This window comes from Wolbachia endosymbiont (group B) of Ennomos erosarius, from assembly GCF_964026905.1.
In the GTDB taxonomy this organism is placed as follows: Bacteria; Pseudomonadota; Alphaproteobacteria; order Rickettsiales; family Anaplasmataceae; genus Wolbachia.
Map to the genome: position 1 here is coordinate 180,775 of NZ_OZ034708.1, position 26,596 is coordinate 207,370.

Annotated in this window: 24 protein-coding genes, 1 tRNA gene and 4 pseudogenes; 10 read left to right on the top strand and 19 right to left on the bottom strand. The window is 34.8% G+C overall.

What is annotated here, in order from left to right:
* Position 1 precedes the first annotated feature (1 nt).
* The 4 genes from AAGD95_RS00890 to AAGD95_RS00905 form a co-directional block, all read right to left on the bottom strand.
* Positions 2–409, bottom strand: coding sequence for a ribosome-binding factor A (locus AAGD95_RS00890; protein ID WP_341818591.1), 408 nt, complete (start codon positions 407–409; stop codon positions 2–4).
* A gap of 9 nt (positions 410–418) precedes the next feature.
* Positions 419–2,743 (bottom strand): translation initiation factor IF-2, encoded by a 2,325-nt coding sequence (gene infB, locus AAGD95_RS00895; protein ID WP_341818592.1) that lies wholly within the window; start codon positions 2,741–2,743, stop codon positions 419–421.
* Positions 2,744–2,752: 9 nt separating this feature from the next.
* The gene (gene nusA / locus AAGD95_RS00900; protein ID WP_341818869.1) at positions 2,753–4,315 is read right to left on the bottom strand and encodes a transcription termination factor NusA; all 1,563 of its coding nucleotides are present in this window, start codon (positions 4,313–4,315) and stop codon (positions 2,753–2,755) included.
* 88 nt (positions 4,316–4,403) lie between these two features.
* The gene (locus AAGD95_RS00905; protein ID WP_341818593.1) at positions 4,404–5,078 is read right to left on the bottom strand and encodes an efflux RND transporter permease subunit; all 675 of its coding nucleotides are present in this window, start codon (positions 5,076–5,078) and stop codon (positions 4,404–4,406) included.
* Positions 5,079–5,205: 127 nt separating this feature from the next.
* Between AAGD95_RS00905 and AAGD95_RS00910 the strand changes: the two genes are divergently transcribed.
* Positions 5,206–6,057 (top strand): IS982 family transposase, encoded by an 852-nt coding sequence (locus AAGD95_RS00910; RefSeq protein WP_410542088.1) that lies wholly within the window; start codon positions 5,206–5,208, stop codon positions 6,055–6,057.
* Positions 6,058–6,509: 452 nt separating this feature from the next.
* Positions 6,510–8,960 carry a type I DNA topoisomerase gene (topA, locus tag AAGD95_RS00915; RefSeq protein ID WP_341818594.1) on the top strand — a complete coding sequence of 817 codons (2,451 nt, stop codon included), beginning with the start codon at positions 6,510–6,512 and terminating at the stop codon, positions 8,958–8,960.
* A gap of 298 nt (positions 8,961–9,258) precedes the next feature.
* On the opposite strand, the pseudogene AAGD95_RS06435 reads toward topA, so the two are convergent.
* Together AAGD95_RS06435 and AAGD95_RS00925 are read right to left on the bottom strand one after the other, a co-directional pair.
* Positions 9,259–9,381, bottom strand: a pseudogene (locus tag AAGD95_RS06435) (IS982 family transposase); the annotation flags it as partial.
* Positions 9,382–9,397: 16 nt separating this feature from the next.
* A pseudogene (locus AAGD95_RS00925) lies at positions 9,398–9,883 on the bottom strand (IS982 family transposase); the annotation flags it as partial.
* Positions 9,884–9,986: 103 nt separating this feature from the next.
* Between AAGD95_RS00925 and AAGD95_RS00930 the strand changes: the two are divergent.
* Complete coding sequence (locus AAGD95_RS00930) at positions 9,987–10,838, top strand: IS982 family transposase (protein WP_410542088.1); 852 nt, start codon at positions 9,987–9,989, stop codon at positions 10,836–10,838.
* Between the two features lie 123 nt (positions 10,839–10,961).
* Here the strand turns inward: AAGD95_RS00930 and AAGD95_RS00935 are convergent, their stop codons facing one another.
* Both AAGD95_RS00935 and lipB read right to left on the bottom strand, forming a co-directional pair.
* The gene (locus AAGD95_RS00935; RefSeq protein ID WP_341818870.1) at positions 10,962–11,963 is read right to left on the bottom strand and encodes an LD-carboxypeptidase; all 1,002 of its coding nucleotides are present in this window, start codon (positions 11,961–11,963) and stop codon (positions 10,962–10,964) included.
* Positions 11,964–12,196: 233 nt separating this feature from the next.
* Entirely contained in the window at positions 12,197–12,814 is a 618-nt protein-coding gene (gene lipB / locus AAGD95_RS00940) for a lipoyl(octanoyl) transferase LipB (RefSeq protein ID WP_341817024.1), read from the bottom strand.
* Between the two features lie 251 nt (positions 12,815–13,065).
* On the opposite strand from lipB, the gene AAGD95_RS00945 reads away from it, so the two are divergent.
* A complete protein-coding gene (locus AAGD95_RS00945) occupies positions 13,066–13,299 on the top strand; it encodes a DUF6290 family protein (protein ID WP_341818595.1) in 234 nt (77 codons plus the stop codon).
* A 65-nt stretch (positions 13,300–13,364) separates the two neighbouring features.
* A complete protein-coding gene (locus AAGD95_RS00950) occupies positions 13,365–13,577 on the top strand; it encodes a type II toxin-antitoxin system RelE family toxin (RefSeq protein WP_341818871.1) in 213 nt (70 codons plus the stop codon).
* On the opposite strand, the gene AAGD95_RS00955 is transcribed toward AAGD95_RS00950, so the two are convergent.
* The gene (locus tag AAGD95_RS00955) at positions 13,549–14,400 is read right to left on the bottom strand and encodes an IS982 family transposase (protein ID WP_410542088.1); all 852 of its coding nucleotides are present in this window, start codon (positions 14,398–14,400) and stop codon (positions 13,549–13,551) included. The two genes, AAGD95_RS00950 and AAGD95_RS00955, sit on opposite strands and share 29 nt — an antisense overlap.
* A gap of 102 nt (positions 14,401–14,502) precedes the next feature.
* On the opposite strand from AAGD95_RS00955, the pseudogene AAGD95_RS00960 reads away from it, so the two are divergent.
* Positions 14,503–14,717, top strand: a pseudogene (locus AAGD95_RS00960) (transposase); the annotation flags it as partial.
* A gap of 106 nt (positions 14,718–14,823) precedes the next feature.
* Here AAGD95_RS00960 and AAGD95_RS00965 read toward each other — a convergent pair.
* Entirely contained in the window at positions 14,824–15,618 is a 795-nt protein-coding gene (locus AAGD95_RS00965; RefSeq protein WP_341818596.1) for an NAD kinase, read from the bottom strand.
* A 38-nt stretch (positions 15,619–15,656) separates the two neighbouring features.
* Positions 15,657–15,860, bottom strand: coding sequence for a 50S ribosomal protein L31 (gene rpmE, locus AAGD95_RS00970; RefSeq protein WP_250294634.1), 204 nt, complete (start codon positions 15,858–15,860; stop codon positions 15,657–15,659).
* 128 nt (positions 15,861–15,988) lie between these two features.
* Here rpmE and fabD point away from each other — a divergent pair, with 128 nt between their 5' ends.
* Positions 15,989–16,963 (top strand): ACP S-malonyltransferase, encoded by a 975-nt coding sequence (gene fabD / locus AAGD95_RS00975; RefSeq protein ID WP_341818597.1) that lies wholly within the window; start codon positions 15,989–15,991, stop codon positions 16,961–16,963.
* A gap of 518 nt (positions 16,964–17,481) precedes the next feature.
* Here the strand turns inward: fabD and AAGD95_RS00980 are convergent.
* Positions 17,482–17,613, bottom strand: coding sequence for a hypothetical protein (locus tag AAGD95_RS00980; RefSeq protein ID WP_341818598.1), 132 nt, complete (start codon positions 17,611–17,613; stop codon positions 17,482–17,484).
* A 15-nt stretch (positions 17,614–17,628) separates the two neighbouring features.
* Between AAGD95_RS00980 and AAGD95_RS00985 the strand changes: the two genes are divergently transcribed.
* The gene (locus AAGD95_RS00985; protein WP_410542088.1) at positions 17,629–18,480 is read left to right on the top strand and encodes an IS982 family transposase; all 852 of its coding nucleotides are present in this window, start codon (positions 17,629–17,631) and stop codon (positions 18,478–18,480) included.
* A 309-nt stretch (positions 18,481–18,789) separates the two neighbouring features.
* Positions 18,790–19,632, top strand: coding sequence for a peptide chain release factor N(5)-glutamine methyltransferase (gene prmC / locus AAGD95_RS00990; protein ID WP_341818599.1), 843 nt, complete (start codon positions 18,790–18,792; stop codon positions 19,630–19,632).
* Between the two features lie 126 nt (positions 19,633–19,758).
* On the opposite strand, the gene AAGD95_RS00995 is transcribed toward prmC, so the two are convergent.
* A complete protein-coding gene (locus AAGD95_RS00995; RefSeq protein ID WP_410542086.1) occupies positions 19,759–20,643 on the bottom strand; it encodes an IS982 family transposase in 885 nt (294 codons plus the stop codon).
* Positions 20,644–20,989: 346 nt separating this feature from the next.
* Here AAGD95_RS00995 and AAGD95_RS01000 point away from each other — a divergent pair.
* Positions 20,990–21,066, top strand: a tRNA-Met gene (locus tag AAGD95_RS01000).
* Positions 21,067–21,947: 881 nt separating this feature from the next.
* Here AAGD95_RS01000 and AAGD95_RS01005 read toward each other — a convergent pair.
* The 6 genes and pseudogenes from AAGD95_RS01005 to AAGD95_RS01030 all read right to left on the bottom strand — a co-directional run bounded on the left by AAGD95_RS01005 (position 21,948) and on the right by AAGD95_RS01030 (position 26,594).
* Positions 21,948–22,798, bottom strand: a pseudogene (locus AAGD95_RS01005) (IS982 family transposase).
* Between the two features lie 132 nt (positions 22,799–22,930).
* Entirely contained in the window at positions 22,931–23,629 is a 699-nt protein-coding gene (locus AAGD95_RS01010; protein WP_341818189.1) for a transposase, read from the bottom strand.
* 410 nt (positions 23,630–24,039) lie between these two features.
* On the bottom strand, positions 24,040–24,708 hold the full coding sequence (gene pyrF / locus AAGD95_RS01015) for an orotidine-5'-phosphate decarboxylase (RefSeq protein ID WP_341818600.1): 669 nt from the start codon (positions 24,706–24,708) through the stop codon (positions 24,040–24,042).
* A gap of 30 nt (positions 24,709–24,738) precedes the next feature.
* Positions 24,739–25,350 (bottom strand): hypothetical protein, encoded by a 612-nt coding sequence (locus tag AAGD95_RS01020; RefSeq protein ID WP_341818602.1) that lies wholly within the window; start codon positions 25,348–25,350, stop codon positions 24,739–24,741.
* A gap of 6 nt (positions 25,351–25,356) precedes the next feature.
* Positions 25,357–25,629, bottom strand: coding sequence for a hypothetical protein (locus AAGD95_RS01025; RefSeq protein WP_341818603.1), 273 nt, complete (start codon positions 25,627–25,629; stop codon positions 25,357–25,359).
* 80 nt (positions 25,630–25,709) lie between these two features.
* Complete coding sequence (locus AAGD95_RS01030) at positions 25,710–26,594, bottom strand: IS982 family transposase (RefSeq protein ID WP_410542086.1); 885 nt, start codon at positions 26,592–26,594, stop codon at positions 25,710–25,712.
* Between the last annotated feature and the right edge of the window lie 2 nt (positions 26,595–26,596).

The following is a 26,596-nucleotide window of genomic DNA, read 5'->3' on the forward strand; positions in this document are numbered from 1 at the left end:
ATTAAGTGTGATTATGTAATATTTTGCTTACATTGACAAAATTATCGAACGCTAAATCAGGCTTGAAAACTAACTCAGGTATAAATCGCAAATCAACATAACACAATATAGATTTACGTATTGACCATGCAGATTGGTTCATTTCATTAACAACAGTGTTAATATCACAGTTATTCTCAGAAGGATCTCCAGTGTGTGACCACGTACTTTTTTCTGGATCTAAGTAGTCAGCTACTTGGATATTCAATGAAGATAACACAATATATACATCTGCTTTTTTCAAATCTTTACTTAATTTTACGTCAGATACTGCTACATTTTTATTGAACACCTTACCTTCCATTAGGACTCTTGATATTGCTCTATGCAATACCGATGCTATTTTTAGGTTTCTAATTTCCTTTTTCATATCCAGCTACTATAACACCCTTTCTTCTTGCACTAATTGATAAGCTTCCAAAATATCTCCAACTTTAATATCGATATTACCCTCTAGTGATACTCCGCATTCAAAGTTTACATCTACTTCTTTAACATCATCTTTAAATCTACGTAGTGCTTTTAACTTTCCTTCATGCACCAATTTGCCACCACGCACTACCTTAATTAAAGAATCTTTTTTTATGACTCCATCACTTACATAACATCCAATGATATTACCAGCTTTAGATACATTAAATATTTGCCTTACAGATGCAGAACCAACACGAACCTCTCGTGTAATAGGCTTTAACATTTTAGTTAAATACATTCTCATGTCGTCAATGAGCTCGTATATTATGTTATAAGTATGTATTTCTATACCTTTTTGTTTTGCCAAATCCCTTATTTTTGAGTCCACTTTTACATTAAAAGCTAAAATTACTGCACTTGATGCTTCTGCAAGCAGCACATCTGAATCTGTTATCCCTCCTACTGCTTTGTGTAGGATATTTAATTTCACTTGGTCTTTACCGAGTTTATCAATTGAACTTGATATTGCTTCAATAGAACCAGTTACATCGCACTTTAAAACTACAGATAGTTCTTCTGTTTTACTGTCATTACGACTGAATATATCTAAATTATTGTCGCCCAAATCTTCTTTCTTTTTCTTGATCAACTCTAGCCTGTATTCAACAATTTCACGCGCCTGCTTTTCAGAATTTACAACAACAAATTTATCTCCAGCATTTGGCACACCATTTAGACCAGTAATTTCAATTGGAGCGGAGGGTAGTGCTGCTTTTTCTCTTTGACCAAGGTGATTAACCATACTACGTACTTTACTGTATGTTGTACCAACTACGAATATATCACCAACCTTTAACGTTCCTTCCTCAACTATCAACGTAGCTGATATTCCTTTTGCTTTATCTATTTTGGATTCTATTACCCATCCAAGTGCTCGACAATCTTCTATTGCTTCTAGCTTCATTAATTCAGCGATTAACAAAATTGCCTCTTCTAGTTTATCTAAATTAGTTTTCTTTTTTGCTGATACTGGCACAATTATAACATCACCACCGAGCTCTTCAGGAATGAGATCATATTGAGGTAAGCTACTCATTACTTTCTCCACATCACCAGGCTCAGATTTATCAATTTTATTAATAGCAACTATAATAGAAACATTTGCTGCTTTTGCATGATTTATTGCTTCAACTGTTTGTTTCATGATTCCATCGTCAGCTGCAACTACTATTACAACTATATTAGTAATATTGGCACCACATGCACGCATCGCAGTGAACGCTTCATGTCCTGGTGTATCAATGAAAGTAATTTTTTGCTTATCTTTTGTCGTTATTTGATAAGCACCTATGTGTTGAGTTATGCCACCTGACTCTCTTTCTGCAACATTAGATTCACGAAATGCATCGAGCAATGAGGTTTTACCATGATCCACGTGGCCCATAAAAGTGACGATTGGTGGTTTAAGTTTTTTAAGCAGGCTTTCTCTGCCTTCTATAAAAAATAAATCCTTTTCTTTGTTGGCATCGCTCACTCGTTTGGCCGTATGATTAAATTTTTTCACTATTTCACATGCTATATCTGGATCCACCAGATCATCTACTCTATAACTCTCACCAACTTCTTCTTTGAACATTTTTAGCACACTCTTGCTATCTTCTGCCATACGAATAGATAACTCCCTGATAGTTATTTTGTCTAGTACAATAACTTCTCTTGATATATTTTTACCCTTAGTAAACTTTGACTTTCTACCTCTTATACCAAATCTTTGCTTAAATACAGGGGGTTGTTCAGTTTTTTCATCTATTGCCTGTGCAATTACCAGTTTAGAATGCTTAGAATATATATCTTTGTTGACTTTAGAAGACTTTTTATCGTCGCCCTCATAGTCAATATTATCTTCTCTTAGTTCAACTAAGTGGGTATCACTTAAAACTTTCTTATTTATTTCTTTAGATAAAGCGTCCGCTTCATTTTTCTCGTCAATCTCTTTATTGCTGTCTTCTTTTGCTGTTTTCTCTTTTTCTTCTCTCTGATTTCTTTCTTTCAGCAAAGCTGCATTCTGCACAGCATTAATGCGGAAAATTTGTTCTTTCTCTGTTAAAGAACCTAATTTACTCTCGTCAAATAAATTATGTTCTTCTGCATCATGAGATTTTTTTCTTCTTTTTTTTACTACTGTAGCTCCAGTACTTGGGCTAGCTGAAGAGTTTAAATTGAGGTCTAATTTAAGCTTGCTTAAGCCTTGGAGCGTTAATTTTTTATTACTGATATCTTCATTATTCATATTATTTTATTATATTAATCCAAGCTTTTTACGTGCTTCTATGATTATTGAATCTACTGTATCTTTTAGATTTTCTTTTCTATCAGCTGAGGAAGAGAGCATGCTGCAAAACTCATAACTTGATAAATCTGCTATGTCCTCTAAAGTCTTAATATCATGTTTACTAAGAGCAATTTTATTGTCTATTGATAAAGTTAAATTGATTACATCATCTTCCATACCTAAACTTTTTAGCTCTTCTATTTTTCTATCATTTTCTGTTTTCAGGTACTTGTTTGCTCTATTATGAAGTTCGTTTGCAATATCTTCATTAAAGCCCTCTATTGAAGCAAGCTCTTTAATTGAAGCGCTGGATATATCTTCTACGCTTGAAAAACCTTCTGTTACCAATAGCTGACCCATAATCTCTTCTAAGTTTAAAGCTTCAGCAAATAAAGCTGAACATTGACTAAGTTCTTTACTTCGCCTTTCTGATTCTTGCTGAGTGCTTAATATCTCAATTTTCCATCCAACAAGCTCTGAAGCTAATCTTACATTCTGGCCCTTTTTTCCTATAGCTAAACTCAATTGATCTTCAGCAACTATTAACTCTATGCAATTTTCATTTTCATCAATAATAACCTTCGATACTTCTGCAGGAGTAATGGCTTTAATAACAAATTGACCCAAATCTGAGGAGTAATTTATAACGTCAATTTTTTCACCATTTAATTCGTGTATAATAGTTTTTATTCTATCTCCCTTAACTCCAACACAAGCACCTACTGGATCAATGTTCTTGTCAGGAGAGAAAACAGCGACCTTAGACCTTGAGCCGGCGTCTCTAGCTATACCTTTAATTGTTACTAACCTGTCAGCAATTTCTGGTATTTCTTGATTTAATAATGCCTCTAAAAAGCCTTCATGAGTTCTAGAAAGAACAATTTGACGTCCATCATCAGAGCGCTTAACAGTCTGTATGTAAGCTTTAACCTTATCGCCTTCACGAAATGATTCACCACCGGTCAAATTTCGCAAAGGAAGGTATGCCCTAGTGCCATTTATGTCTATAATAAGATCTGAATATTCTACTTGTTTAACAATACCATACCTTATTTCTCCCGCCTTATCTTTAAATTCCTCATATTGCTTTTTTGATTCTTCATCTTTAATTATTTGAGCAATCTTTTGCTGGGCAATTCTTGCTGAAGCAAGATCAGTGTTAAGAGAGAGCAATTCACTAACAGTATCTCCAACTTTTGCATCTCCTTTTATTAATTTAGCTTGTGTAAGCGTAATTGATTCATACTCAGTGTTCTCTTCTTCATTTGATTCGTCATCAATAACTTTTAGTTTTCTGTATGAAGTAACTTTGCCTGTATTTCTATCTATATTAACTACAATTTTACTTTTGCTACCATATTTTTGATAAGCCACTGCTTCTATAGCACTTTCTAGTGCCTTTATTAAAACATCAAAATCCAAACCTTTTTGAAGTGAAAGCTCTCCTGCTGTTTTTATTACATCAAGGCTTCCAACTATGTTATTCTTGTTACTTTTCTGCTTAACACTGCTTTTACGATTAGCAATCATAATAAATAAATCCAATGTAATTAGTTATAATTATAGCTTCAACGGGCAAAGAACGCTATCTTAAATGTTAAATGATTGCTAATTTAAGTCAAGTTTTTTCATGTCTTTGTATGACAAGCAACGCAGGAGTAAAGAATAAAGTTAAAACCGTTGCAGCCAATATTCCACTTGCTATGGTTGTTGAAATGTCAACCCACCACTGGCTTGATGGAGCATCATATGTGATTTGTAGCGTAAAAAAATTGATATTTAACCTGGTAATCATCGGTATTAAACCAAGAACTGTGGTTGCAACGGTAAGCAATATTGGCCTAACGCGAGAAATTGCAGCGTTTATTACACATCGCTTGATGTCATTTTTGTGTACCTTAATTTGGTGACGAAAGGCATCAAGCAATAGTATGTTATTATTCACTATAATTCCTGCCAAAGCAATTATCCCCACTCCACACATAACAACTACGAAAACTTGTTGGATAAGAAAGAAAACAAAAAACACACATGTGGTGGATAAAAACACTGCTGTCATTACGATAAATGTATGGTATACATTATTAAACTGTGTCACTAATACCAATATCATTAGTGTAATCGCTAATATAAAAGCCTTTAACAAAAATGCTCCTGATTTTTGTTGATCTTCTTTGTCGCCTTTAAAATCAATTTTTACTCCCTTGTCCCAATCCTGGGCAATAGAATTCTGAATGAACTTTACTCTTTCATCAACAAGATAGCTAGTATCCACATCAGCGGAAATTGTCACTGTACGTAATCCATCAATCCTATTTACGCGAATTCTGGATTAAAGGAGAATAGAAAAGGCAAGAAAACAGGGTAAACTCAGCAGTTATAAAAAAACAGATGAGGTTAACCATGGAAGATATAACAAACTGTTTTGTTTGGTCGATGATTTTTGCAGAGATATAGAGAAAAATTTTGCAGGTAAACTACTGCCAAATGGTAAAAAACCCACAAGAACAACGGAAATTGAGCACTCCGAAATCATGACAATAATCCTGCTATATCAACAATCTCCGTGTAAAAATTTCAAAACTTTCTATCTACATTACCTAACGTTGCTCTACAAATCAGAGTTTCCAAAGTTGCCTTCATATACCAGGTTTGTTGCTCTAAAGCCTAGGGTTTTGTGGCATTTAGCAATGTTGTTGCATTGGCTTTGTGGACAGTCAGAAAACACTGGAATTTCATATATAGACACAACTCCCATTGCAGTTTGTCATGCAAAAAGAATATCCAAAAACAAAGTTTTTGCTGGAATTGCAAAATTAAGCAAGAGTACTTACGGCTGGTTTTTTGGTTTCAAATTACATATGGTAATCAATGAAAATGGTGAAATTCATTCACTTACGCTAACAAAAGGCAATGTTGATGATAGGATACCTGTGCCAAATCTGACGGAAAAATTAACCGGCCTTTTGTTTGGTGACAAAGGTTATATTGCAAAAGAGCTTTTTCAGAAGCTGTTTGACCGAGGTTTGAAACTTGTTACCAAGGTGAAAAAAGGTATGAAAAATGCATTGATTTCGCTAAATGAGAAGATTTTACTGAGAAAAAGGTCTATCATTGAGACTGTTTTTGGTTACCTAAAAAATAGACTAGAAATTGAACACACTCGCCATAGATCCCCTGTTAATTTTTTGGTTCATATCTTTTCTACTCTCATTTCCTATTCCATCAAATCCAAAAAGCCTTCTATTTCCTATACTTTCTTCCTTCCTTAATCCAGAATTCGCGTTAAGAGATACCGTGACGGTATGACGGTTCGCGGCGACATGACGGTTAAGTATCCCGCTACGTGTTAGCGGGATCTCTTGTTAGCGGCTGAGATACCGCGGCGGTATGACGGTTCGCGGCGGGATGACAAGAAAGGAGTAGCAGGATGACAGAGAGTAATGCAAGAAAATAATTGGATTTTTTGTAATGCTACAGAGTTCAGTGTTTTCTATAAATTTTCACGTAATTTGTTAGCAAAATTGACAGTTACTGAAATACTGGGTAGAATGTTTACATAAATGAGCCTTCAAAGTCACTTGAAAATAGCAACGTCCAAGGGTTTTCTAGAATCCATGAATAATCTACTTTGTAAAATTCACAAGACCTATTAAAATATTTTTTTACTTTTCATCGTATATTTCTCAACATATTATCTTTAAGTACTAAAATAATTAACAACATGGCATTATTAATAGTTGAATCACCTGCGAAAGCAAAGACAATAGGTAAATATTTGGGTAAAGAGTTCAAAGTAGCTGCATCCTTTGGACATGTGAGGGATCTTCCAGCAAAAAACGGTTCTGTCGATCCGGATAATGATTTTGCTATAAAGTATGAAACCATTGAAAAAGCAGAAAAGTATATAAAAGAGTTAGTAAAAGCCGCAAGCAAAACATCAGATATATATCTTGCAACAGACCCAGACAGAGAAGGGGAAGCAATGGCTTGGCATGTGATAGAGACATTAAAAGAAAAGAAAGCAATCAGTAATGAAAACAACATTTATAGAGTAGTCTTTAATGAGATAACAAAAAGAGCAGTACAAGAGGCTATAAAAAATCCACGTGAAATAAATATGGATTTAGTGCGTGCACAGCAAACACGCAGAGCTTTGGATTATCTAGTTGGATTTAGCTTATCACCGCTGTTATGGACGAAATTGTCGGGGAGCAAGTCTGCAGGGCGAGTGCAGTCTGTTGCATTAAAGCTTATATGCGAACGAGAAGATGAAATCAGTAAGTTTATAACACAGGAGTATTGGAGCATAAAGGCAGAAATGCAAAATAGCAAAGATGAGGCTTTTTTTGCTATGCTAAGCCACTATGACAATAAAAAGCTAGAAAAATTTGATATTAAGAATGAAGAAGAGGCAAAGAACTTAGTCAGGGAGATTGAGTCAAGGCAATATGCTGTAAGCACAGTAGAACGCAAGCAAGTTAAGAGAAACCCGCTTCCTCCGTTTATTACTTCAAGTCTTCAGCAAGATGCAGTGAATAAACTGTATTTTAATGTGAAAAGTGTTATGCGCATAGCGCAAAATTTATATGAAGGTATCGATATTGGTGGTGAAACTGTAGGGTTGATAACTTACATGCGTACAGATGGGTTTCATATTGCAGGTGAGGCTATAAACTCAATTAGAGGGTCAATTAAGTCATTATATGGTGATAAATATTTACCGCAGTCTCCTCGTAAATATGTAAAAAAGGTCAAAAATGCTCAAGAAGCACATGAAGCAATTCGTCCAACTGATATCAACAGAACGCCGGGTAGTATTAAGGATTACTTAACGCCAGAGCAATTTAAATTGTACGATTTAATCTGGAAAAGAACCATTGCAAGTCAGATGGAATCGGCGATCCTTGATCAAGTGGTAGTTGAAATTAGTTCTACTGACCAGAAAGTAATTCTGCGAGCAAGTGGATCAAGTATATTCTTTGATGGTTTTTATAGAGTCTACCAAGATAACATAGAAGCCGAAAATGAAGGCCTGCTACCTGTCATGAAAGAAGGGGAAGCGTGTAAGCTGATTTCAGTTGAGCCAAAACAGCACTTTACTCAACCGCCACCTCGTTATAGTGAAGCAAGTATCGTAAAAAAAATGGAAGAAATCGGTATAGGCCGCCCATCAACTTATGCAACAATTATTTCGGTATTACAAGATCGTGAGTACGTTTCATTGGATAGCAAAAGGTTTATTCCAAGCAGTCGTGGTAAAATCGTTACTATATTTTTAGAAACCTTTTTTCAGCGTTGTATAGAGTATGATTTCACAGCACAAATGGAAGAAAAGCTTGATTTAATCTCAAATGGACATGCAGATTGGAAAAAAGAATTAGGCCACTTTTGGGTGCCATTTTTTGGTCATGTAAACTCTGTCAAGCAAATGACGCATGATGAAGTTTTCAGCGGCATTCACGATTTGGTAGTCGATTGGTTTTGTTCAGAAGAAGGAAGAAAAGAGGTGAATACGAAATGTCCTATTTGCTCTGATGGCATATTGAAATTAAACTTCGGGCGCGCGGGGGTATTTCTTGGATGTTCTAACTATCCTGAATGCAACCATACAAAAGAAATTACAGGTAGTAACGACAATTCAGAATATCCAAAAAGTTTAGGTGTAGATGATATAACAGGACAAGAGGTAGTAATTAAAAAAGGTCCTTTTGGGCTTTACCTGCAGTTTAATAATGAGTCAGAAAAGAAAAAAGCGGTTTCTATACCAAAAGATATAAATGTTAATGAGATTGATCTGAATACCGCTACTCAGTTACTTTCCTTGCCAAAAGTAATTGGAGAACACCCAGAAACCGGAAAGGAAGTAAAAATAGGCCTTGGACGATTTGGATACTATATTTTCTATGATGGTAAATACTTTTCTCTTAAGAAAAGCTCCAAAGAGGTGCTGAATACAGAATTGAGCGAAGTTGTACAAATTATTGCAAACAGTCCACGCAAAGAGCTAAAATCTCTCGGGGTTAATGAAAAGGGAAAAGAAGTTTTCATCTGCAACGGTAGGTACGGATTCTATATAAAATGCGGTAAAACAAACGTTGCTTTGGGCAAGAGTGCAGATATTGAAAGCATAGATTTGAAGAAGGCTTTAGAGTTGATTAAGAATAAAAAGTAGACTTCTTGCGTAACCATATGCTCTTTATTGTCATTCCAGCACGCGACGCTGGAATGGCTTTGTTGCATCGCTAGCTATGATGGATTAAAGATAAAAAAGATGGAGAATATCAGTAGCTTATTATTCTGGTATTTATAACAAGAACGGTCAGTGAATACCTAAATTTGAGTAAAAGAAATTTCACTACCACTCACTAATCCGGCTAAAATTCAAGAATTTCAATGCTTTAGCTATTTTCAATAGAATTAAATTTATTAATACAAATAACAAATTACTATTCTTAAACGCGAATTCTGGATTAAGGAAGGAAGAAAGTATAGGAAATAGAAGGCTTTTTGGATTTGATGGAATAGGAAATGAGAGTAGAAAAGATATGAACCAAAAAATTAACAGGGGATCTATGGCGAGTGTGTTCAATTTCTAACGCGAATTCTGGATTAAGGAAGGAAGAAAGTATAGGAAATAGAAGGCTTTTTGGATTTGATGGAATAGGAAATGAGAGTAGAAAAGATATGAACCAAAAAATTAACAGGGGATCTATGGCGAGTGTGTTCAATTTCTAGTCTATTTTTTAGGTAACCAAAAACAGTCTCAATGATAGACCTTTTTCTCAGTAAAATCTTCTCATTTAGCGAAATCAATGCATTTTTCATACCTTTTTTCACCTTGGTAACAAGTTTCAAACCTCGGTCAAACAGCTTCTGAAAAAGCTCTTTTGCAATATAACCTTTGTCACCAAACAAAAGGCCGGTTAATTTTTCCGTCAGATTTGGCACAGGTATCCTATCATCAACATTGCCTTTTGTTAGCGTAAGTGAATGAATTTCACCATTTTCATTGATTACCATATGTAATTTGAAACCAAAAAACCAGCCGTAAGTACTCTTGCTTAATTTTGCAATTCCAGCAAAAACTTTGTTTTTGACGCGAATTCTGGATTAAAGGAGAATAGAAAAGGCAAGAAAACAGGGTAAACTCAGCAGTTATAAAAAAACAGATGAGGTTAACCATGGAAGATATAACAAACTGTTTTGTTTGGTCGATGATTTTTGCAGAGATATAGAGAAAAATTTTGCAGGTAAACTACTGCCAAATGGTAAAAAACCCACAAGAACAACGGAAATTGAGCACTCCGAAATCATGACAATAATCCTGCTATATCAACAATCTCCGTGTAAAAATTTCAAAACTTTCTATCTACATTACCTAACGTTGCTCTACAAATCAGAGTTTCCAAAGTTGCCTTCATATACCAGGTTTGTTGCTCTAAAGCCTAGGGTTTTGTGGCATTTAGCAATGTTGTTGCATTGGCTTTGTGGACAGTCAGAAAACACTGGAATTTCATATATAGACACAACTCCCATTGCAGTTTGTCATGCAAAAAGAATATCCAAAAACAAAGTTTTTGCTGGAATTGCAAAATTAAGCAAGAGTACTTACGGCTGGTTTTTTGGTTTCAAATTACATATGGTAATCAATGAAAATGGTGAAATTCATTCACTTACGCTAACAAAAGGCAATGTTGATGATAGGATACCTGTGCCAAATCTGACGGAAAAATTAACCGGCCTTTTGTTTGGTGACAAAGGTTATATTGCAAAAGAGCTTTTTCAGAAGCTGTTTGACCGAGGTTTGAAACTTGTTACCAAGGTGAAAAAAGGTATGAAAAATGCATTGATTTCGCTAAATGAGAAGATTTTACTGAGAAAAAGGTCTATCATTGAGACTGTTTTTGGTTACCTAAAAAATAGACTAGAAATTGAACACACTCGCCATAGATCCCCTGTTAATTTTTTGGTTCATATCTTTTCTACTCTCATTTCCTATTCCATCAAATCCAAAAAGCCTTCTATTTCCTATACTTTCTTCCTTCCTTAATCCAGAATTCGCGTTTATTATGCAGCCTGCTTGGTTAAAATTAAGTCTTCTGGATCCAAGTAGTCAGGGCACTGGGATGACAATTACCTTAACAATTTCAAAAGAAGCCTAGTGAGCTATCAGCTATGTGTAGCTAACATTTTGCACATCCATAAAAAACAAACCTTCTTTTTCGTCTTGAACGCTAATAATAGCGTGAGTGTTAAGAGGTAAAGGGTCATTTGTATGTCCATGGCCTACCCCTTTCATTGTAAATACAGGAAAGTTAACACTTTTTGCAAACCTTTCTTTTACAACTTCAACAAGATTATCATTATAACAGTTAATGAAATCCCCAAAGATTACTGCATGTACTCCATCGAAAATATTAGCTTGCTTTAAGTGATCTAAACTGCGCTCTATTGCGTATGGGTAAACTCTTATGTCCTCTAAAAATAGAATTTTACCTTTTGCATTTATTTGCCAAGCAGTTCCTATACTATTTTCAACTAGAGTCATATTACCACCGATGATTTTAGACTTTAATCTGCCATCTTTTAGTCTAATGCCATTATTTATCATCTTTAGCTTATCAAATCTGATAGAATCCTGCTTGTTAAGAATTAACTCTTTCAATTTTTTAACAGAGCTTTCAGAAATGGAGTTATTTACTATCATTTCCAACATGGTGCCGTGAAGAGTTTGCCAATTATATTTAGCTTGTAGATAGATGTGCAAGGCAGTTATATCGCTATAGCCTATGAGGATTTTTTTGTTTTGAGCAATCCTTTCTTTTTTATCATTGGGTAACTTTTCTAGATAGGGAATTAACCGAGAAGCCCCTTCTCCTCCTCTGATACACCAGATTATTTTACTATCACCGGTTAGTGCACTAATCAAATCATTTGCTCTGAATTCATCAGAGTTGGAATAAAATGGATTATAATTACTATATATTTTCTCCGAAATATGGGGATTAAAATCCAAAGCTTCTACATACCCTTTTATGGTAGTCAGATCTGATTCTTTTCCTTTCGAAGAAGGAGCAATAATATCAACTTGGTCGATTGCATGAATACCTGTGTTAGCACCATAGCTGTACGAACATTCATTTTTGAAGGTAAATTGCACAGCAAATGGTGTCATTCTAGTGCTTGACACTGGAATCCAGAAATTTTGCTTATAACTGAGCTGATGAGCTAAAGGTAGTTGTCTTACGCTAAAACAAACGTTTTTAATTAAGTTGCATAGAAGCTGGATCCCAGTGTCTGGGCACTGGGATGACACCCCACTGGTGGGAATTGCTCCCAAACTACAACGTTCGTACAGTTGTGTGTTAGCACATAAGGTAAGAATGAGATATAAAAGGTAAATGATCATTAAAATATCTTATAAAACTCTTTTTTTAGTATATCATCCAATTCAGAGAGTGGAACTTTCACTCCTAGTTCTTCCATTGACGTGACGCCATAATCTTGCAGTCCACAAGGAATAATGCCCTTATAGTGAGAGAGGTTGGGGGAGACATTAAGCGCTATGCCATGATAAGTTACCCATTTTCTTAAGCGAATACCAAAAGCTGCAATTTTTTTTTCTACTCCATTGTTATTCACCCAAACACCTATTCTATCCTCTTTAAATTCTCCAAGTATATTAAATTGCTTTAAAACATTTATTATCCACTTACTTAGGTCTCTAATATATAGCTTTATGTCGCATTTATTTCTTTTTTTAAGGTTTAACATTAAATATATGATGCGCTGTCCTGGACCATGATATGTGTGTTTACCACCCCTTCCTGTTTTATATATAGGAAATAGTTTTTCAACAATATCATCAGCTGTTGCACTGATTCCTGCAGTATAAAGTGGAGGGTGCTGGAGTAGCCATACTAATTCGTCTGCTGAATTATTGTAAATTTGTTGAATTTTTTCTTCCATAGATTTTACGGCACAGTTATAATCAATAAGCTGATTAGATATTAGCCATTCTGTCATATTCTATTTCTTTTTTTTTAGTATAGCAGTTCGTTTTTTCCTGTTATTCCAGTGTGTGAGACTGAGCGCAGCCTTTCTTATTCCTAATATACTTAATACTAACTTCTGTGCTATTTCTCCTTAACAAACATAGTACATGACAAATGTTTAATTATTTGTCAACACAGGTCCTCTTTACGTATAGGCAACTTTTTTTATTGAAAAATTCAGAAAAATGTTGTATACTTATTAGTAGATTTTAGGTAAAATATATGGCAAACTCAAAATTTAGCATAACTTTCAACAACGAAATTTCAGAGTGTCTTGCTGGACTGGCTAAAATAAGAAATAAGTCCATTAAAGAACTAGCAGAGAAGCTAATACAAGAAGCAATTGAAAATGAGGAAGATAAAATACTAATTGAGCGTGCTGCTAAACGTAATGTTTCAGGTGTGAAGAAAATTAGAAGTGAGGATGTAGACTGGAATACAATATTATCTTCATAGAAAGTGTTCTTGAGAAAGACCTTCCAGCTCTTCCAAAAACAATAAGATTAAGGATCATAAATGCGATAAATAAGCGCCTTACAGTTGATCCCATTAACCTTGGTGAGCCATTATATTACAGATTTAAAGGACAAAGAAGATTAAGGGTAGGTGATTATCGCGTTGTCTATTCCGTAAATATTATAAAATATGAAGTGGTTATCACAGAGATAGGACACAGAAAAGACATTTATAAACGCGAATTCTGGATTAAGGAAGGAAGAAAGTATAGGAAATAGAAGGCTTTTTGGATTTGATGGAATAGGAAATGAGAGTAGAAAAGATATGAACCAAAAAATTAACAGGGGATCTATGGCGAGTGTGTTCAATTTCTAGTCTATTTTTTAGGTAACCAAAAACAGTCTCAATGATAGACCTTTTTCTCAGTAAAATCTTCTCATTTAGCGAAATCAATGCATTTTTCATACCTTTTTTCACCTTGGTAACAAGTTTCAAACCTCGGTCAAACAGCTTCTGAAAAAGCTCTTTTGCAATATAACCTTTGTCACCAAACAAAAGGCCGGTTAATTTTTCCGTCAGATTTGGCACAGGTATCCTATCATCAACATTGCCTTTTGTTAGCGTAAGTGAATGAATTTCACCATTTTCATTGATTACCATATGTAATTTGAAACCAAAAAACCAGCCGTAAGTACTCTTGCTTAATTTTGCAATTCCAGCAAAAACTTTGTTTTTGGATATTCTTTTTGCATGACAAACTGCAATGGGAGTTGTGTCTATATATGAAATTCCAGTGTTTTCTGACTGTCCACAAAGCCAATGCAACAACATTGCTAAATGCCACAAAACCCTAGGCTTTAGAGCAACAAACCTGGTATATGAAGGCAACTTTGGAAACTCTGATTTGTAGAGCAACGTTAGGTAATGTAGATAGAAAGTTTTGAAATTTTTACACGGAGATTGTTGATATAGCAGGATTATTGTCATGATTTCGGAGTGCTCAATTTCCGTTGTTCTTGTGGGTTTTTTACCATTTGGCAGTAGTTTACCTGCAAAATTTTTCTCTATATCTCTGCAAAAATCATCGACCAAACAAAACAGTTTGTTATATCTTCCATGGTTAACCTCATCTGTTTTTTTATAACTGCTGAGTTTACCCTGTTTTCTTGCCTTTTCTATTCTCCTTTAATCCAGAATTCGCGTATGAAAAATGCATTGATTTCGCTAAATGAGAAGATTTTACTGAGAAAAAGGTCTATCATTGAGACTGTTTTTGGTTACCTAAAAAATAGACTAGAAATTGAACACACTCGCCATAGATCCCCTGTTAATTTTTTGGTTCATATCTTTTCTACTCTCATTTCCTATTCCATCAAATCCAAAAGCCTTCTATTTCCTATACTTTCTTCCTTCCTTAATCCAGAATTCGCGTTGGAATGACAAGAAAGGGAGCACTGGAATTTTTGTTTCAGTATTTGTACATTAGCCATGCATCTGAACAGGTACCGGATAATTATGAAAAATTTAGTATAAAAATTGCCTATCAAAGATTCTTTCATCAAGTGAATAATCCTTATCAAAAAGCAGAGTGATTGTGTTCCCATGGTCTTTTTGTATTTTTATCTGTGATATATTATGAAACTCCTTATAATCTGATACTACAAGTGCTGGACGGTTTTTTGTGTCGTTAATGTCAATTTGTACGATCGTATCATTTGAGATTAGTGCTCCATTCCAATGCCTTGGGTAATAGCTATTAATAGAGGTCAGTGCAAGTAAGTTTGAATTTAGTGGTAAAATTGGGCCACCGGCAGAGAAGTTATATGCAGTGCTGCCTGTGGGAGTAGATAATATTACTCCGTCCCCTCTAAATTTTTCTACTTTTAGCTTATCATTAATAGTAATATTCATCTCTACTATTTGATTTGCTTTTCTAAAAACATATACTTCATTTACTGCTATGTAATGATATCTCTTGCCACTTGTGTCTGTTGCTTCCATTTTTAGCAAAGTTAACTGAGTTGAAGTTGCATGCTCTATATGATCAATTAAATCTTCACTGCGGCTAAAGCATTTATTCATCAAAAACCCAACATTGCCAGTGTTTACTCCGTATACGTGTGTGTTTTTGTTTTCTATAACGTAATTATGCAAGGTGCGTAGCATAAAGCCATCACCGCCAACAACTATCAGTAGATCAATTTCGGACTTATTTTCTTCTGTTATATTGATAAAATTAAGTTTCTTTAATAGTTTAGATACTTCCTGCGATTTTGGTGATTGAGAAGCAACATAGCCTATATTTTTGTATTTATGCATACTTCAGTAAACTCTCTAAAACTTAAAGAGGAGGAAAATTAGAAAATGCTTCCATATTTATCGTTAAACTTAGCTAATTTGCTAGTTTTACTTGCTGACCCGCTTGTCAAACTTCCAGTCCATGCAGGGTGAGTAAGAGGATCTCTATCAAGCTTTACCCTGTCGCCTTCCTTTCCATAAGTGGAACGAGTTTCAAACTCTTGACCGTCTGTCATAACTATAATAATTTTATGATAATTCATTGTTGCTTATAAACTTTTAGTCAGTTAATATTCTAGTGAACTTAATTCACTAAGTCAATCATTATTCTAAAATATTGACAAAAAATAGATAAAATGTTATACTTAATAGGGAATAAATAATAGTTATCATGATTTTCGCTTTCCCTGGTCAGGGCTCTCAGTTTGTAGGAATGGGAAAGAGCTTATATAGTGAGTTTTCCGTTGCAAGACAAGTATTTAATGAAGTAGATAGCATATTGGGTAGAAAGCTGTCTCATTTAATCTTCAACGGTCCTATTGAAGAATTAACCATTACAGAAAACGCTCAGTCAGCTATAATGGCAGTGTCAATTGCAATGCTACGCGTTATCGAGCATGTGTTTGGCAAATCTCTTTTCACTGATCACAATGTTAAATATGTTTGTGGGCATTCAGTTGGCGAATATACAGCGCTATGTGCTGCAGGGGCATTGACTCTTGAGTCTGCAGTCAAGCTGCTAAAAGTTCGCAGCGAAGCAATGCATGAAGCTTCACTGAAATGTAAAGGCGGAATGGTTGCGTTGCTTGGAGCAGAGATAAATGAAGTGGAAGACATATTAAGATCAGCCAAAATTGACGGAATTTGTGAAATTGCAAACGATAATGGCGGTGGGCAGGTAGTGGTAAGTGGTACTGCAGAAGTCCTTGAGATATTAACTGATTTATTCAAAAACTCGAGTGTGAAGAAATTGATTAAATTACAAGTTAGTGGACCTTTTCATTCATCTCTTATGAAACCTGCTGATGAAAAAGTTTTGGAATTTTTGAAGGGTATTAAAATGACTCGCCCTATAGTTCCTTTGATATCAAATGTTACAGCTAAAGAGGAGAGTGATCCCAAAGTTATAAAAACTTTACTTGCTAAACAAGTCATAAGCAGAGTGAGATGGAGAGAAATGGTTTTACATATGGCGCGTTGTGGTATTAACAAGTTCGTTGAAATTGGCCCTAATAAAGTTTTATCTAATTTAGTCAAAAGGATTGACCAATCTATCAGTACAAAAAGTATAGATAGTATTGGCGATATTGACAGCTTCTTTAATGAATCATTAGTACTAACAGCGAAAAATTTAAAGTTGGGTTAAGTTAAACACATCTGTTTGCCAGCGCGTGACGCACAACTGTACGAACATTCATTCTTGAAGGTAAACTGCACAGCAAATGGTGTCATTCCAGTGCTTGACACTGGAATGGCTTTGTTGCATCGCTAGCTATGATGGATTAAAGATAAAAAAGATGGAGAATATCAGTAGCTTATTATTCTGGTATTTATAACAAGAACGGTCAGTGAATACCTAAATTTGAGTAAAAGAAATTTCACTACCACTCACTAATCCGGCTAAAATTCAAGAATTTCAATGCTTTAGCTATTTTCAATAGAATTAAATTTATTAATACAAATAACAAATTACTATTCTTAAATTTGATCAGATTGATTGCAAAAAAACAAGATTTTCAATAGGTTGCTTATAATCCTAACTATAGTTAGCCTTTCATAAGTAGCGATGCAACAAAGCCAATCCAGCCTTGCCGTAATCTCATCAAGAACGTTGTGTTTTAACATAAGATCAGCCACTTTTATGCTTACCAACTTAGTGCCCAATCAAAATTCCTGGATCCCAGTGGGCTTTGTTGCATAGCACCTTAAACGCGAATTCTGGATTAAAGGAGAATAGAAAAGGCAAGAAAACAGGGTAAACTCAGCAGTTATAAAAAAACAGATGAGGTTAACCATGGAAGATATAACAAACTGTTTTGTTTGGTCGATGATTTTTGCAGAGATATAGAGAAAAATTTTGCAGGTAAACTACTGCCAAATGGTAAAAAACCCACAAGAACAACGGAAATTGAGCACTCCGAAATCATGACAATAATCCTGCTATATCAACAATCTCCGTGTAAAAATTTCAAAACTTTCTATCTACATTACCTAACGTTGCTCTACAAATCAGAGTTTCCAAAGTTGCCTTCATATACCAGGTTTGTTGCTCTAAAGCCTAGGGTTTTGTGGCATTTAGCAATGTTGTTGCATTGGCTTTGTGGACAGTCAGAAAACACTGGAATTTCATATATAGACACAACTCCCATTGCAGTTTGTCATGCAAAAAGAATATCCAAAAACAAAGTTTTTGCTGGAATTGCAAAATTAAGCAAGAGTACTTACGGCTGGTTTTTTGGTTTCAAATTACATATGGTAATCAATGAAAATGGTGAAATTCATTCACTTACGCTAACAAAAGGCAATGTTGATGATAGGATACCTGTGCCAAATCTGACGGAAAAATTAACCGGCCTTTTGTTTGGTGACAAAGGTTATATTGCAAAAGAGCTTTTTCAGAAGCTGTTTGACCGAGGTTTGAAACTTGTTACCAAGGTGAAAAAAGGTATGAAAAATGCATTGATTTCGCTAAATGAGAAGATTTTACTGAGAAAAAGGTCTATCATTGAGACTGTTTTTGGTTACCTAAAAAATAGACTAGAAATTGAACACACTCGCCATAGATCCCCTGTTAATTTTTTGGTTCATATCTTTTCTACTCTCATTTCCTATTCCATCAAATCCAAAAAGCCTTCTATTTCCTATACTTTCTTCCTTCCTTAATCCAGAATTCGCGTTTATAGGGAAAAAGACCAATACTTGCAATGTTATTGTAGGGGTAGGTATGACGGTTCGCGGCGGCATAGTAACTCGTCATCCCGCTACGTGTTAGCGCCGCGGCGGCATGACGTAGAAGCTATACTTTTATACTCACCAACTTAGCTGGATCCAAGTAGTCAAGCTACTTGAATCTGCAAATTGCAATGTTCGTACAGCTGCGTGCTTGACACTGGGATTTAGTGCAGTACCCTAAACTGGAAGCTCTACGCTCATCTTGCTATTCTTGGCTGAAAGGAACACATTTTTAGAATAATGAAAACAATCAGCACTTTAATTCAAGAAGGATCGGAGTTATTATCGTCACATAAAGTTGAATCACCACATTTAGATTGTGAAATCATCATGCAGCACATACTTGGAGTGGAAAGATCATTCATAATTATGAACCATGCTGATCAAGTGCCGATGGAGAAAGAACTTTTATTTTGGAAATTAACAAAAAAAAGAGCGGAAAGATATCCAATATCGCAAATAATAGGTAATCGTGAATTCTGGAGTAAAAATTTTATAGTTAACCAACATGTTTTAGATCCAAGACCAGATAGTGAAACATTAATCTCAACAGTGTTAAAATATTACCCAAACAAAAAGCAGAAACTAAAAATCGCGGATTTTGGTACAGGTACAGGTTGTTTATTGATATCCGTACTTAGTGAGTATGAATATGCTGTCGGCATCGGTTTTGAAAAAAGCTTGGAAGCATACAAAGTTGCCTATCAGAACACAAAGAAACATAATCTCCTCAGCAGAGCCAAAATATTTCCAAGTTCGTGGACAGAGTGCAGAGGTTCATTTGATCTTATAATTAGCAACCCTCCATATATAAAAAGAAGCAAATTAAAAGACCTGCAAGCTGAAGTGCAAAAAGAGCCAAGCATTGCTCTTGATGGTGGTATTGATGGTCTGAGTTGTTATTTGAGTATTTTTCCAATATTGAGAAAGTGCCTTAAAAAAAATGGGTTTGCGATATTGGAGATAGGTGAAGATCAAAATGATATTGACAAAATAATACCCTCATACGAATTAGCTTTTCAAGAATACGTATATGATTTGGCAGGAATGAAGAGAGGCATTGTTATGCAAAAACATAGCTAATGTTTTTTTGTATTATCTCCTTCATCCCATATTATCCTATGTCATCCCAGTACCCTCTACCTCGTCATCCCAGTGCGTGACACTGGGATGGCTTTGTTGCATAGCACCTTAAACGCGAATTCTGGATTAAGGAAGGAAGAAAGTATAGGAAATAGAAGGCTTTTTGGATTTGATGGAATAGGAAATGAGAGTAGAAAAGATATGAACCAAAAAATTAACAGGGGATCTATGGCGAGTGTGTTCAATTTCTAGTCTATTTTTTAGGTAACCAAAAACAGTCTCAATGATAGACCTTTTTCTCAGTAAAATCTTCTCATTTAGCGAAATCAATGCATTTTTCATACCTTTTTTCACCTTGGTAACAAGTTTCAAACCTCGGTCAAACAGCTTCTGAAAAAGCTCTTTTGCAATATAACCTTTGTCACCAAACAAAAGGCCGGTTAATTTTTCCGTCAGATTTGGCACAGGTATCCTATCATCAACATTGCCTTTTGTTAGCGTAAGTGAATGAATTTCACCATTTTCATTGATTACCATATGTAATTTGAAACCAAAAAACCAGCCGTAAGTACTCTTGCTTAATTTTGCAATTCCAGCAAAAACTTTGTTTTTGGATATTCTTTTTGCATGACAAACTGCAATGGGAGTTGTGTCTATATATGAAATTCCAGTGTTTTCTGACTGTCCACAAAGCCAATGCAACAACATTGCTAAATGCCACAAAACCCTAGGCTTTAGAGCAACAAACCTGGTATATGAAGGCAACTTTGGAAACTCTGATTTGTAGAGCAACGTTAGGTAATGTAGATAGAAAGTTTTGAAATTTTTACACGGAGATTGTTGATATAGCAGGATTATTGTCATGATTTCGGAGTGCTCAATTTCCGTTGTTCTTGTGGGTTTTTTACCATTTGGCAGTAGTTTACCTGCAAAATTTTTCTCTATATCTCTGCAAAAATCATCGACCAAACAAAACAGTTTGTTATATCTTCCATGGTTAACCTCATCTATTAATCCAGAATTCGCGTTATGAGCACTGTAATTAAAGCGATACATAATATCGCGTACCTTTTATACAATATTGCAATCAGAATTAGTGTGGGTAAAAGCAAAAGAAAAATAGATATGGTAAAAGTGCAGCTTGGTTCAAAACTTAGGGAAAAATAGGTTAAAATCCCTACACACTGACACACAGGAAACCATAGTATCAAGTTATATTTTTCATTGTGTAGGTTATGACGTATATAACTAACTATTATGTCAAGAAAAGTTAATAAATACACAAAATATACACCATAATGTAATTTTATTCTTTTATTTTCTATTATTGTATATATAATAACTAAATAAGCAACGACGCGGGATGGAGCAGCTCGGTAGCTCGTCAGGCTCATAACCTGAAGGTCGTAGGTTCAAATCCTACTCCCGCAACCATTTTCCAACTGTGCGAATATTGTGGTTTCAGGTAGAAACTACTTGACAAGCCTCGCCAGCCTCCTTATCATGAAACTGAAGCTATTGTATTTGCTTTCGCCAGTCTGCAGATTAAAAGGTAAGGATTACTTAATGTATCGGCGTCTTATGTTTAATTTTTTGCAGTATATAGATACTGTATGTCTTTACAAAACTTCATCTACACTAGATTTTTATCTAAATAAGCTGAACGCGCTTATAAAGCGTTACAAGACATCAAAAAAATGCCAATACTCGACAGAGATAGTAAAAGACTAGCTAACTCGTGGATTCTTTGTCTTTTTTTTCTGCTTAGTAAATTTCTTAAACATTTGCAGCGTAAGTTAGTTGCAATTAAAAGCGGCTGAATCTCGCTTATCAAGCGTTTAAAACATAAAAAACGCCAATATTTTAAAGCGGATAATAACCCCAGGGCTTCTTTTGCCTTTTTTTTCATTTGGTAAATTTCTTAAATATTTATGGCTAAACAACAACCGTCATCCCTGTAAAAGTCAAGTAATTCGTCATTCCGCTACGTGTTAGCGGCTAAGAGATACCGTGACGGTATGACGGTTCGCGGCAGCATGACGCCTCACCATGTCATTCCAGCGCGTGGCACATATCTGTACGAACATTGTTATAGTAAGAGTTCAAGAAAGATGTCATCTGGAATCTTGTTCCAATGTTAAATGACACAAAGTTGAAAAAGTAGAGCAAGAATTACTTACAATTCAATAATTCTCCAAAATCAATTATGTTTGAAAAGTAATCACTATCTATAACGTCATCACTCACACCATTAACGTGAATAAGAACTGGACGGCATGAAAAGCCTTTTGGACGCTTTAGACGCGAATTCTGGATTAAGGAAGGAAGAAAGTATAGGAAATAGAAGGCTTTTTGGATTTGATGGAATAGGAAATGAGAGTAGAAAAGATATGAACCAAAAAATTAACAGGGGATCTATGGCGAGTGTGTTCAATTTCTAGTCTATTTTTTAGGTAACCAAAAACAGTCTCAATGATAGACCTTTTTCTCAGTAAAATCTTCTCATTTAGCGAAATCAATGCATTTTTCATACCTTTTTTCACCTTGGTAACAAGTTTCAAACCTCGGTCAAACAGCTTCTGAAAAAGCTCTTTTGCAATATAACCTTTGTCACCAAACAAAAGGCCGGTTAATTTTTCCGTCAGATTTGGCACAGGTATCCTATCATCAACATTGCCTTTTGTTAGCGTAAGTGAATGAATTTCACCATTTTCATTGATTACCATATGTAATTTGAAACCAAAAAACCAGCCGTAAGTACTCTTGCTTAATTTTGCAATTCCAGCAAAAACTTTGTTTTGGATATTCTTTTTGCATGACAAACTGCAATGGGAGTTGTGTCTATATATGAAATTCCAGTGTTTTCTGACTGTCCACAAAGCCAATGCAACAACATTGCTAAATGCCACAAAACCCTAGGCTTTAGAGCAACAAACCTGGTATATGAAGGCAACTTTGGAAACTCTGATTTGTAGAGCAACGTTAGGTAATGTAGATAGAAAGTTTTGAAATTTTTACACGGAGATTGTTGATATAGCAGGATTATTGTCATGATTTCGGAGTGCTCAATTTCCGTTGTTCTTGTGGGTTTTTTACCATTTGGCAGTAGTTTACCTGCAAAATTTTTCTCTATATCTCTGCAAAAATCATCGACCAAACAAAACAGTTTGTTATATCTTCCATGGTTAACCTCATCTGTTTTTTTATAACTGCTGAGTTTACCCTGTTTTCTTGCCTTTTCTATTCTCCTTTAATCCAGAATTCGCGTTAATAGCAGCATTTCTGTCAGACATATAATCTATTTTGAATGTTCTGCTGCATCCTTTTTTGGTAGAACTTTTGTCTTTATATCGTATTTCTTACACAATTTATAAAGTTTGTGCCTATCGTATGCCCTATCTGCATATAATGCTTTTATTTTGTGCTGAAAATTAACTTCTTCAAGCAAATCGCAAGCTCCATAGTGGTCAGAGTAGAAGCCATTACTGTATCTTGCAGCTATAGCTTTTTTACTATTTACACTTAACATAACATGTAACTTTCTTACTTGCTCGTAGCTTCGGTACTTTCTATCTGCACTGTTTTCCTTACTGTGGCCAGGAGTGTTACTGTAAATGCTGATACTTGTGCTATCTATGATAATTTCAATATTTTCCATGTTGCTTTTATCAACCCTGCAATCATTTATCTTAATATTAAGTTTTTTAAACCTTCTTGATGCTTGTGAATAGCTGATAACTGCCAAATTTTTTCCTATTTGTTGCAGATATCCTTTTATAAACCCCACCGTTTGTCTTAAACCAATTCTAAAAAGATTGACAATTATATGCACCAAAATTACGACTTTATCACTGTAAATATAGTTGCCGCCCTGCATTTTTGGACTATTTTCATACCAATTTTCGATAGCTTCATCGATGTAACGAAAAATATTTCCCCTTTTTTCAAGGAATTTGTTATATTCGTTTTGGTTACTGACTTTCATTTTCTGTGGCATATTTTTTCTTCAACAGTTAAATGGTTATTTATAATGAATTTTGTCAGTAGCCACCAGATTTTTTCGGTTGCTATGCAACAAAGCCCACTGGGATCCAGGAATTTTAATTATAAGAAAGCACACTAATTTATAAGTATAAAAGTAGCTGGAAAATAAACATTTTTGATATGGAAACCAGTGTCTGGGCACTGCCGTCTTGGATGGAAAACTGGATTCCAACGCCACGCGCTGGAATGGCATCATTTTTTATCTGTTGAAAATGTAAATCGGAAAATAGCGTGGCACTTTGTACCACGCCTAGTACTGTAAGCTTAATTCAGTAATTAAATTAAGCGGGACAAAATAAAAGATAACAACACTATATAATGTTTGTTTTTTTTATGTCAAGCACTTTTTTTTATCTGCTTCAATTAGATAAGGGATTTCAATATTAATTCTGCACTACTTGCAGTTTTTGTAATGGGTCTGCCAATGACGATATAATCAGCTCCTGAATTTATTGCTTCTCTTGGTGTTGCTGTTCTTTTTTGGTCGTCATGACCTGGATCTATACGAATTCCTGGAGTAATAATTTTAAAGTCTTCACCGCATTCTCGGCGCACTTCTTGAGCTTCCAATGCAGAACAGACTATTCCATAGAGTCCTATCTTTTTTGCAAGCTTTGCAAGCAAAATTACCTGTGATTTTGCCTCTCTTGCTACTCCAAGCTCGTTTAAATCCTCATTGCTCATACTAGTTAGCACCGTTACTCCAATCAGCTTTATTTTTGTGCCTTGCACTACACTTAGCGCTTCTTCAAGCATTTTTGTTCCACCAATGATGTGCAGAGTTAACATTTCAACGTTCAGAACTTTTATTACTTCAACTGTTTTAGCTACAGTGTTTGGAATGTCATGCAATTTCAGATCTAAAAAAATTGGTACATTGCATTTTGCAACTTCTTGCACTCCAGAGAGACCATGAGCAGCAAAAAATTCTAATCCCAGCTTTACCATGCCAACTTTATTACGTAAGGCATTAGCTAGAGAAATAGCCTTATTTAAGTCTTCTGTATCCAGTGCGCATATTATTGGGTTCATTATCTTGCATGATTTATCTTATAATAAGACTCATTGTTGTGTTTTGCAAATACTTTCACTCTGATTGAACTGACTGCGTTCATAAGATTCTGTCAATAGTGAATTTGGCAATTTGATCGGAGTGGATGAGCGACTTACATATCCAAGATCCTCCAGTGAAAAATCAAACGTTTCCTCTGATGGTGATTCACATCTAGAATCTTCACCTGGCGTGAATTGCATAATTTCCTTCAATATAAACTTTATTTTTTGAGTCTCCTGTAATATTATTTTTCTACTATGATCTCCGATCGCTTCATTATTGTTTACCAATTTTTCTACCTCGTCTACCACAGGTTCTAACATTTCCAGTAAATAACCCTTTTTCTCTTCTGCATTTCTCAACAAATCTTCTTCAAGTTGTTCTATTTGAGCGTCTTGCTTTAAAAGTAAATTTTTTAAACTTTTTACCTCATTGTTACAATCTTTTCTTATTCCGTCTAACTCACAACATTGACTATTAATGCAATCATTTGCATCACGTAACTCTTCAGATTTCTTTTTTAATTCTTGAGATAAGTTTTTATTTTTCTGATTAATTTCTTGAAATCTACATTGTAACTCATCTAATTCTACATAAAGTTCTTCTTGTCTTTTATACAATTCTTCTTATTTATTATATAATATATGTTTTTCTTTACATAATTTTTCTATTTCTTTACATAATTCCTCTTTTTCTTTAGATAATTTTTCTATTTCTTTATGAACTTCTTTATTTTGTAATTCTTCATATTTATTATTGTCTACTTTCCTTTTCAATTCCGTTATGCGTTCTTCTTTTTTAGCTATATCATTTTCTTTTTCTTGTAACTGTTCACATAAACGCGAGATTTTACAAAGTAATTCTTCTTCTTGCTCACCAAGCTCATCTTTTTCCTTCATTATTTTTTCTAATTTGCCTGTTATTTCAAATACACGGTTTATTTTAGCTTCTAATTTTTGCTCTAAACGCGAATTCTGGATTAAGGAAGGAAGAAAGTATAGGAAATAGAAGGCTTTTTGGATTTGATGGAATAGGAAATGAGAGTAGAAAAGATATGAACCAAAAAATTAACAGGGGATCTATGGCGAGTGTGTTCAATTTCTAGTCTATTTTTTAGGTAACCAAAAACAGTCTCAATGATAGACCTTTTTCTCAGTAAAATCTTCTCATTTAGCGAAATCAATGCATTTTTCATACCTTTTTTCACCTTGGTAACAAGTTTCAAACCTCGGTCAAACAGCTTCTGAAAAAGCTCTTTTGCAATATAACCTTTGTCACCAAACAAAAGGCCGGTTAATTTTTCCGTCAGATTTGGCACAGGTATCCTATCATCAACATTGCCTTTTGTTAGCGTAAGTGAATGAATTTCACCATTTTCATTGATTACCATATGTAATTTGAAACCAAAAAACCAGCCGTAAGTACTCTTGCTTAATTTTGCAATTCCAGCAAAAACTTTGTTTTTGGATATTCTTTTTGCATGACAAACTGCAATGGGAGTTGTGTCTATATATGAAATTCCAGTGTTTTCTGACTGTCCACAAAGCCAATGCAACAACATTGCTAAATGCCACAAAACCCTAGGCTTTAGAGCAACAAACCTGGTATATGAAGGCAACTTTGGAAACTCTGATTTGTAGAGCAACGTTAGGTAATGTAGATAGAAAGTTTTGAAATTTTTACACGGAGATTGTTGATATAGCAGGATTATTGTCATGATTTCGGAGTGCTCAATTTCCGTTGTTCTTGTGGGTTTTTTACCATTTGGCAGTAGTTTACCTGCAAAATTTTTCTCTATATCTCTGCAAAAATCATCGACCAAACAAAACAGTTTGTTATATCTTCCATGGTTAACCTCATCTATTA